Source organism: Bradyrhizobium sp. i1.15.2 (assembly GCF_040548425.1).
Taxonomy (GTDB): domain Bacteria; phylum Pseudomonadota; class Alphaproteobacteria; order Rhizobiales; family Xanthobacteraceae; genus Bradyrhizobium; species Bradyrhizobium canariense.
Map to the genome: position 1 here is coordinate 1 of NZ_JBEPRQ010000061.1, position 8165 is coordinate 8165.

Below are 8165 nucleotides of genomic sequence, written 5' to 3' on the forward strand. Positions count from 1 at the left end.
TCTACCCGCATCTACCGACCTTAAGGCTAGCCTTAAAGCTAGATCCTCGTCGGATACCTGCAACTCAACAAGGCGGCCCACCCCGGAGGAATACGCAGATCGAGGAGGATATCGCCGTGATCGAGGCTGGGCTGGCGCGGTTGGATGGCGCGGCGGCGAGCTAAGCTGCCAAAGCAGTTCGCGGTTCAAGCCGCCCGATTAGCTTCTTTCTCGGTCCCGCGCATAACGATCTTGAGCACATCATCCGGCAACGGGTCATTGCAGCGCCTTCGCCTACTCCCATGTCGGCGTGGCATCCAGCCATCTGCTACAGGTCAACATCGTCTCGACGCGTTTTACTGGTGCTTAGTAAGGCAATAGTTCGGACGCTTTTGTCCCGGCCAGGCTGTGGAAATTCTTGCAATGACCTATGGCTGTACGGGTGACATGGCGCTCAGCCGAAGGTGTGTAAGACCACAGCATAGTGGTTGCAACAATGAGGAAGGCAACGGCCACGATTGCAGATGAGATCAGACGCTTCATGGGAAACCTCCGGTTTCCGATTGAAGGTTCGTCCGACAGTTCGATTAAAGGTTCAATGGAAAAAGCCAAAATCTCGGCCCGTTCATGGAGTTCCGTTTGAGACGTAAGGGCGGCCCCCCGTGCTAGGCGGCATGCCCACCCGCAATCGTGACTATCTCGCACCCTGCACCTTCGAAAAGCCCGATCCGAATGGTTCGGAAACACCCCGGCATCGGTGCGAAGTTGCCGACATAGCGGTTGACGACGCGGAACAGCGCGATAATGGCGGCTTGGTTGCTGGTGATCAAACGCGCAAACGAGAACACCCGCTCGCCACCTACTCGACGTCGATCATTCGCTCCTTGGTGATCCGCAGGCTGCGGACGTAATAGCCTTGTGCCTGAACGGCTGACTTGATTTCGTCGCTGACCTTGAGAACTCGTTTCCTGCTCTTCCGCCACCTATGTGCAGAGTAAAGCACGGGCACGGGAGAGCCTGAACTTAGAACGAGCAAGAAGCGCCTATCATTGCGATAGACATCATACATTTCGCCCCCGCGATCATGTTGAAGTAAGCATGTCTGGTCGTCTCCACAGCTTAGTATCGCGAATGGCTGCGCGGGTTGTAAATCTGCAACGTCCGGGATTTCTTCAGCAACGTTCCAGATTGGGAACGAACTTGGTGCAAGCTCGGCAGCTTCCGCGTAGGCGGTTCATGAGCGCGAGCGCAATCCAGCCTCCTCGGTAGCATCAAGCTTAACGAGTGACATTCGTTGCCAACTTGCCGAGACGGAATATCGTCGCGTCGATCGGGCATTTTTGTTCCCGAACCATCAGTTAGCGGGGGTTGCCTGAAAACGGGTTCGATTTCCATGATTCGATATTCGTCGTATGGAAGTTCGAACTATCGTGCACCAGCCGCGCAGTTCTCCTATCGCGCCCGCTGGAAGCCGAGTACCGTCAGCTCATCGAGTTACGAAAGCGGGTCAGACAGGCCGAAGCTGCGGCCTCAAAGCGGTTTACGATCGCGACAAGGAAAAGAACTCGCCGCAACGAAGATGAGTCCGCTGGCAGGCATCTGCTCGATGCGCGCGGCGGAGTTCGTGGCGTGCAGCGCCAGGGTTGTAACCACTAAAGTCAGGTCGTCGAGAGTGGTCGAGATGCCTTGGTGGCGGGCTTGGGGGAGAAGCGTGCAGTCGGGGGGACTACGACCGTTTTGAATGGGCCCGCGAACCGCGAGGGCCAGCTCCGTCGGATGGCCGGGCGATGCGCCGCCGTCCGTCTTTCCCGAAGATCCTCGACGGATTAGAGGCCTGTGCGCTGTCGCCGAAAATCCGCCCTCCGGTTTTCATCTTGTGGCCTTGCTTTGGTCAAACCGGCGTTGGGGAGTGTGGACTTGCCCGATTTAATGCCCGGCCTCGGTCCGGATGACATCGGGTGCGATGGGGAACGCCGATGCATTCGCCGATTAAACCGATATATCCCGGCTCACAAATTCATAGTCCCGCGCTCTCACCGGAAGACGTCGAGCTTGTTGCGCGCGCGGATGAACGGCTCGTCCACGCCTATGATCAGATCGCACGTGCAGATGAACAGCTGGCGCGTGTCAATGAACAGCTTGCCAAGCTAGATCAGGATGGCACGCGCCATCCTTCTCAGCCGAAGAATTCCGCGAAATGGTTTCGACCACCTGACCGCGGGGCGAGCTCATCGCGCGGAAGGCCGGCACTGCGCGGCCTGATCGGTCTGCTGTTGGCAAGCGGCATCTGTTTAGCTGCTCTTGCTGCGCAGTCATCTTACGGCGATGCGGTCAGAGCAATGATGTATCGGTGGTCCGCGCATGCCGTTTCACCTTCGTCGTTGCCGCAAGAAAGAGCCGAGATCTCCTCGGCTCTGCCTACCACTCAGACGAGTGCAACCTATGTGGCACTTCAGCAACCGGGGCCGCTGACTACACCGCACGATGCGATCCAGGCAGCCGCTGGCCCCAGTTCGCCGGAGCTAGCGCTCCAGGGATTGTCGGGCGACCTTACGAACCCGCAGCAAGCGATCGAGCAGCTCAAGGCCAGCCAAGATCAAATCGTCCGCGACCTTGGCCAGCTCTCCGACCAGCTTACGGCGGTCCAGGCACAAATGGTGCGAGACAGAGCGGATGCCGGCGAACAGCTCAGAATGGTCCAAGAACGATTGGCCGGCATCACCACTAACGCTTCCGAGCAGATCCTACGCCCCAAGACGCCGGTGCCGTTGCCCAGGCCAGTTGCCGCCACGATCCGCAAACCTGTGCCAACCGTTCGGCGGGCGCAAGACAGGGGGCGGCCACACGCGCCGCTGCAGACCGACCAGGCCGTGCAGGACTAGGGATTAACTGTTTTCCAACGCGTCTGATCGCTGCGAGACCTCGATGCGGAGGGGGGCAGAGGGCGCTGTTGCTTGCTCCGCAGCTGTCGCCATCGCGCGGCTTGCTGCCCATAGTTCACTCGCAACCGGGAGGGAGATAATCGTCCCAATGTGGGGGATGGCGACCGGCGCCTTTTGGCGCTCTCCTTCCCTGTTAGATTGGGGCGGGAGCGCGACTGGCGTTCCCATCACCGGAGCTCTCCGCGGACGCTCAGATGGCACGCTCCTTGCCAATCAGTCGGACCAGTGATTTTCGTTGCGAGGAGACGTCTAGCAATGGGACCAAAAATTCGAATCTTCAAAGGCCCAAAGCCCAATCTGGCACATGTTACCCGCAATCTGATGCAACTACTCGACGCGCTCGAGGATCTTGAGGAGCTGAGAGAGAAGGTCCGGCTAGCAGAAGCAACCCGAGTGTTACATTAAAGCGGCCACCTCCGTCAGACCTGCTGACTAATCTGCCAATGGCACCTTGAATCGGCAATAGTAGCTCGCGCGGTTTTGCGTTTTGCGTGCGACCAATCGAGGGCTCGCGTGCGGTCCAGCACTATGCGGCAGAACCAGCCATGGCGCAGAGGAACCGGGCTCGGGCATCATGGTTAACGGTTTGGCAAAGGAGATCGTCCAATGCCCCATGCCGCCCCTTTGGTGCTCGCCGCCATCGTCGCCAACTCAGCTCTTCTGGTCCTCGCGCCAGGAGGCCCCGCAAATTCTGGGTCGGCGGGTGCGGGCACGGGGACAAGCGCGAGCAGCGCCAACGCTGGTCCCTCGGCGCCTGCCGGAATGGGGATGAATGCGGGTAGCGCCGGCGCTGGTCCCTCAGCGCCTGCCGGAATGGGGACGAAAGACACCGCCACCGGCGCAAATCCGAGCACCAACAATCAATTGAACAATCCGAACGTTGAACCCGCCACCCCGACAAAGTCGCGGACGGCCGCACAGGCCGCAAGAAATGCCGGGGTTGGCCACGCGCAAAATGGCCTGCCGATCGGGGCCGTTGGAACGGGTACAAGCAACGAGGACCAGATGATCATCGGCCCCTTACCCGCCCGAAACGCATCAGCCCCGGCAGCACAGGCCAAAGGAAACATCAATGGTGGTCACGCGACAAATGGTCTTCCAGTCGGAACGTTTGGAAAGGGCCCCAGTCTTTCGGACCAGGTGAGCCGGTCGCGCGCCGCGCGAGCTGGCGATAAAGTGCTGGACGCCAAAGCGCAGGTCGAGCGACGAACGACCGTTTCGCCCAAGCGCGTTCCCGGTATGACAAAGCAGGGTTTGTAGCTGCGAGCGAAGCGGCGAGCAGACTCGCGACCGAGATCCGGTGGGGCGTGGCAGGTCCCGATGGCTGGCGCCGCAACTCGCCTGCCAGACGCCGGATAATTGAATCATTTAATATCGCGCCATAAACCGGAGCCCGTCGCGAGGAGCCATCTTTGCGCAGCCGGGCGAAAACGGCCTCGACATCCATCTCACTGGGACGCCGACACCGTCGGATCCCAGCGCATCTAGGACAGAAAGAATCAGTCGAAGCCTAGTGCGGTGCAAAACTCGCGTCTGTGCGGTTTCAGACCTTGATCTACCTTTGATGGCACCCTGCGCGGACCTGCGGCAAGGTCGGAATGCCGAGGCCTCGCGCCGCGACCACCAGCCCGTCCATCCAAAGTTGGGTCCCACGGGCGACCGTGGCTATGCACCGCACGGTGAATATGCGGCTAACTAACAGTTAGGAGAACCAATATATTGTTTCCGTGGTTGAATCATCCGTCATCCCGGAAAGCAACGTTACTGTTTGCGTCGAGGATGAGTTTAGAACCTGAGCCAAGACGATGAAGGACCTCAGGCGACGATTGGAGAAGCTCCGCGCGGACGCCAGAGACTTTGCTCTTATGAGTCAGTCGGCGACCGATGCCGAAAAGCGCGCGCTCTTTCAACGCTTGGCGGATGAACTCGCCTTCGAAGCTCTTGAGCTTGAGGTCATCGTAAAACAACAAGGGCACTCGGAATCCAGCGAGCAGCACGAGGTCGTGGAATTTAAGCCAGCCGCTCAGAAGAAGCGCGGTTGATGCGGAAAGAGGCTGGGCGGTCGGCTTGTCTTCCTTATCCGTCCGCGCCCTGAACGATTTTGAGCATAGCTTCCGCCATCGGCCGCTAAGGCACCTTCGCCTCATCCCATTGCGCATGGATCCAGACGTCGCGCGGTTCATCAGCTCGGTCAGCTCGACGCGCGGGGCCGGCACGTCCCAGGCGGCGTCCTCGCTCAAGCATTTGAACGCAAGGCGCAGCATCCGGAGCTGCATCTCGCTCAGATCGTGCAAGGTGACGATCGGCATCGCAGCCGCCCAGCAGCTCGGTCTCGGCGAGGTACCAGCGCCCAGCCGGACACCAACCCGTCGCGCGGCATCGACGACAATGGGAAGAACGAAACCGCACATCGCGATGTTGCATCGGACCGCCTTGGCAAGATCTAGGACGCGGACCCTTAAAGACGCAGCCATAGCCTGATTGACGCGAGCTGAACGAAGGCAAGGTAGTTGGCGGCCAGCCTGTCGTACCGCGTCGCCACCCGACGACATTGTTTGATCCGGTTGAAGAACCGCTCAACCCGGTTGCGGGCGCGGTAGAGATATGGGCTGAAGCAGATCGGATCGCTGCGATTGCCCTTCGGCGGGATGTTGGCCCACGCGCCCTTCTTCATGGCAAGCTCCCTGATCCAGTCCGCGTCATAGCCACGGTCCGCAAGCAACATTGACCCGGATTTCAGACGAGACAGCAGTTTTTCGGCAAGTCGAACGTCATTGGCCTCACCGGGGCTCAGCGCCAACCGTACCGGCAGACCATTAGTCGACCACCGCATGGATTTTGCTCGTCAAACCGCCGCGGGAGCTTCCCATCGATTGGCGCTGGTTCCTTGCGATGCAGGCTCCATGCTGATGTACGCGGACAATGGAGGTGTCGATCATCTGGGTAGCGGCATCATGGGCAGTGGCAAGCGCTTCTATGATGCGGCCCCAGACGCCAGCCCGCCGCCACCTGACGAAGCGGTTGTAGCAAGTGGTGTATGGCCCAAACGCCGCCGGCAGATCACGCCAGGGTGCTCCTGATCGAAGGATCCAGAAGATGCCATTCAGGACCCGTCTGTCGTTCGCCCGGGGGACGCCACGCGGCTTGTTCGGCAGCATCGGCTTGATGGCGGTCCATTCGTAGTCAGCGAGTTCGTAGCGCATGATTCGAGCTCCAGTTCGGGAGTTTGAATCACGGCCATCCGGCCAAACGAAACGCTCATGGGCAGACACTGGTACGGCGCTTTTGGACAGGAACGGACATCAACCATCCCGCACTCTGTGCCAAAACTGTCGAAAATGACCCAACGCAGCCGTTGCTGGAAATCAACAGGATTGAATGCTCCACCAGGGCGGCAATGCCGGGCAGCCGGGACATCGTCAGAGTGCGATTGTTTCCTCGACTACATGTTTCAGCGCCGTCCCCTCAGCCGACAGGGTCATTCGCAGTTTGAGCTTGCCACCTTCCACCGCGCCGCTGCGCACTAGGTTCTCAATTTCACGCTGCGATGTAACTCCGACATGCTTCAGAAATTTACGGATAGCCATATTGAAGCGGTCTTCATCGAACTCGGCGGTCATGGCTGTTCTCCCTGGTCGGTCAGGCGATGTCTAACACGAGGCGAGCAAAGACCCAACATCGAGGCCCAACTCGCGTCACCGCCGACTTCCTCCTCAACCTGATTGCCTACAATGTCGGCCCGGAGCTGAAGACTACACCCGAGGCGGCGCAAGGTCGGCCGTTTGAGGTGGACCGGACACGGCTGGCGCTGTCGCCGACCGCCGCTTGTGACCCATGGCGGAAGTCAGTGACCGGTCAAAAAAATATTCCTTCGAAGGCCGCTGAAGTCATCTTCCATTTGTTCGGTTTTGGCGATTACACTGTTGCACTCGTATGGTACCCAATTTTTTTGCACGGAGAGATTTCATGACCTTGTCAGACGTCACCCGCCGCAGATTGATCGGCAGTCTCGCGGCCGGAGTAAGCGCGGTCTCGGTAACTTCATCAAGCATCAGCAGCGCACATGCTCAATCCGCGCAAAAGACGTTTGTTCTTATTGGCGGAGCCTTTTACGGAGCTTGGTGTTGGCATCGCGTCACCGAGAGGCTCGAAAAGCAGGGCCACAAAGTCTATGCGCTTACGCTTACGGGATTGGCAGAACGCTCGCATCTCCTCAGCAGAGACATAAATCTCGACACGCACATCACGGACATCGCAAATCTCGTCGAATGGGAAGACCTCACAGACATTTGCCTCGTTGCCCATTCGTATGCCGGATGTCCCGCATCGGGCGCGCTTGAGCGCGTCGGAAACCGTGTGTCATCTATCGTCTGGGTTGATGCAATAAAGCCCGCCGACGGGGAGTCATTCCGAGACTTGGTCTCCTTCCCGATAGAGGAGGGTGCAATCAGCCGTCCGGCTCCCAAAGCGCTCCCCCCGACGGCCTTTGGCGACCCCAAAGACGTTGCTTGGGTTCTATCGAAGGTAACTCCTCAACCGATTGGCACATGGCTGCAACCTGTGAAGCTCTCCGGCGCACGCGAAAAGGTCGCGAAGAAAACCTACATCCGCTTACCCAAATTCCAGTTAGCGGCCTTGGACAAAGCGGCAGGGGAGTGCAAGTCCGATAATTCTTGGACCGTCCTCGAAAACGCGACGTCCGGCCACTCCGTTATGATCGCCGAGCCGGATTGGTTGACTGACGTGCTGGTGAAAGCAGCGTGAGATTGATCTGATCAGGAACGACTTCCTGGGCTGCCATAATTAAAATTGTAGCCGAGCGATCCGTCTCGCTCGGCTTGCGAGTAGCCAGTGTACGAACGACTTCCACACATGGCCCGTGACCGACCTCAGTTAGAGCGCTGCGAGGGCCGCTTCCGGGAGATGAGCCGACCCGATCATGCAAGCCGCCGAGGGCTGCCTTTGACCCAATTCAGACATCGGCCTCTCTCTCTCTCTCTCTCTCTCTCTCTCTCTCTCTCTCTCTTCATGTTGCAGTAGTCTTGAATTGAGACGCCCCGACCAGTTGTCGCGTCGCTCGTCGATTTCATATCGTCCGCCAACTAGCCCTTAGACGTTTGTCTCGCGTCGGTTGGCGCAGCGACATATTTAGAGTTCGGCGCAACCAGGAAGTCACGTCAGAGGGCAAACCGACGCGATCGGTGCGCCGTCGCGTGCGCCATTCGCAACTACAATCGATTTTTT

Annotated in this window: 9 protein-coding genes and 1 pseudogene; 4 read left to right on the forward strand and 6 right to left on the reverse strand. The window is 58.9% G+C overall.

What is annotated here, in order from left to right:
- Positions 1–345 precede the first annotated feature (345 nt).
- From ABIB80_RS38975 to ABIB80_RS38985, 3 genes and pseudogenes are all read right to left on the reverse strand, one after another.
- Positions 346–522, reverse strand: a complete 177-nt coding sequence (locus tag ABIB80_RS38975; protein ID WP_007595429.1) for a hypothetical protein — start codon at positions 520–522, stop codon at positions 346–348.
- Between the two features lie 197 nt (positions 523–719).
- Positions 720–809, reverse strand: a pseudogene (locus ABIB80_RS38980) (SOS response-associated peptidase); the annotation flags it as partial.
- 29 nt (positions 810–838) lie between these two features.
- A complete protein-coding gene (locus ABIB80_RS38985) occupies positions 839–1048 on the reverse strand; it encodes a hypothetical protein (RefSeq protein WP_354129619.1) in 210 nt (69 codons plus the stop codon).
- Positions 1049–1955: 907 nt separating this feature from the next.
- Between ABIB80_RS38985 and ABIB80_RS38990 the strand changes: the two genes are divergently transcribed.
- On the forward strand, positions 1956–2861 hold the full coding sequence (locus ABIB80_RS38990; RefSeq protein ID WP_007595421.1) for a hypothetical protein: 906 nt from the start codon (positions 1956–1958) through the stop codon (positions 2859–2861).
- An 873-nt stretch (positions 2862–3734) separates the two neighbouring features.
- Positions 3735–4181: a hypothetical protein gene (locus ABIB80_RS38995; protein ID WP_354129620.1), complete on the forward strand. Its 447-nt coding sequence runs from the start codon at positions 3735–3737 to the stop codon at positions 4179–4181.
- A 476-nt stretch (positions 4182–4657) separates the two neighbouring features.
- Here the strand turns inward: ABIB80_RS38995 and ABIB80_RS39000 are convergent, their stop codons facing one another.
- The 3 genes from ABIB80_RS39000 to ABIB80_RS39010 form a co-directional block, all read right to left on the reverse strand.
- Positions 4658–5230, reverse strand: coding sequence for a hypothetical protein (locus ABIB80_RS39000; RefSeq protein WP_354129621.1), 573 nt, complete (start codon positions 5228–5230; stop codon positions 4658–4660).
- 149 nt (positions 5231–5379) lie between these two features.
- Positions 5380–6124 (reverse strand): IS5 family transposase gene (locus ABIB80_RS39005; protein WP_354129622.1). Its coding sequence is split into 2 segments (ribosomal slippage): positions 5380–5740 and positions 5739–6124, totalling 747 coding nucleotides; the frame shifts between segments, so codons are not numbered across the junction.
- Positions 6125–6340: 216 nt separating this feature from the next.
- The gene (locus tag ABIB80_RS39010) at positions 6341–6541 is read right to left on the reverse strand and encodes a DUF6494 family protein (protein WP_354129623.1); all 201 of its coding nucleotides are present in this window, start codon (positions 6539–6541) and stop codon (positions 6341–6343) included.
- Between the two features lie 26 nt (positions 6542–6567).
- Here ABIB80_RS39010 and ABIB80_RS39015 point away from each other — a divergent pair, with 26 nt between their 5' ends.
- Positions 6568–6891: a hypothetical protein gene (locus ABIB80_RS39015; RefSeq protein WP_354129624.1), complete on the forward strand. Its 324-nt coding sequence runs from the start codon at positions 6568–6570 to the stop codon at positions 6889–6891.
- Positions 6888–7685, forward strand: a complete 798-nt coding sequence (locus ABIB80_RS39020; RefSeq protein WP_354129625.1) for an alpha/beta fold hydrolase — start codon at positions 6888–6890, stop codon at positions 7683–7685. The genes ABIB80_RS39015 and ABIB80_RS39020 overlap by 4 nt, the downstream gene beginning before the upstream one ends.
- Positions 7686–8165 lie beyond the last annotated feature (480 nt).

What these genes read in the sequence shown, in the direction of transcription:
- ABIB80_RS38975 (WP_007595429.1), bottom strand. Translation starts at nt 522, where the DNA reads ATGAAGCGTCTGATCTCATCTGCAATCGTGGCCGTTGCCTTCCTCATT.
- ABIB80_RS38985 (WP_354129619.1), bottom strand. Translation starts at nt 1,048, where the DNA reads ATGTATGATGTCTATCGCAATGATAGGCGCTTCTTGCTCGTTCTAAGT.
- ABIB80_RS38990 (WP_007595421.1), top strand. Translation starts at nt 1,956, where the DNA reads ATGCATTCGCCGATTAAACCGATATATCCCGGCTCACAAATTCATAGT.
- ABIB80_RS38995 (WP_354129620.1), top strand. Translation starts at nt 3,735, where the DNA reads ATGGGGACGAAAGACACCGCCACCGGCGCAAATCCGAGCACCAACAAT.
- ABIB80_RS39000 (WP_354129621.1), bottom strand. Translation starts at nt 5,230, where the DNA reads ATGCCGATCGTCACCTTGCACGATCTGAGCGAGATGCAGCTCCGGATG.
- ABIB80_RS39010 (WP_354129623.1), bottom strand. Translation starts at nt 6,541, where the DNA reads ATGACCGCCGAGTTCGATGAAGACCGCTTCAATATGGCTATCCGTAAA.
- ABIB80_RS39015 (WP_354129624.1), top strand. Translation starts at nt 6,568, where the DNA reads ATGTCTAACACGAGGCGAGCAAAGACCCAACATCGAGGCCCAACTCGC.
- ABIB80_RS39020 (WP_354129625.1), top strand. Translation starts at nt 6,888, where the DNA reads ATGACCTTGTCAGACGTCACCCGCCGCAGATTGATCGGCAGTCTCGCG.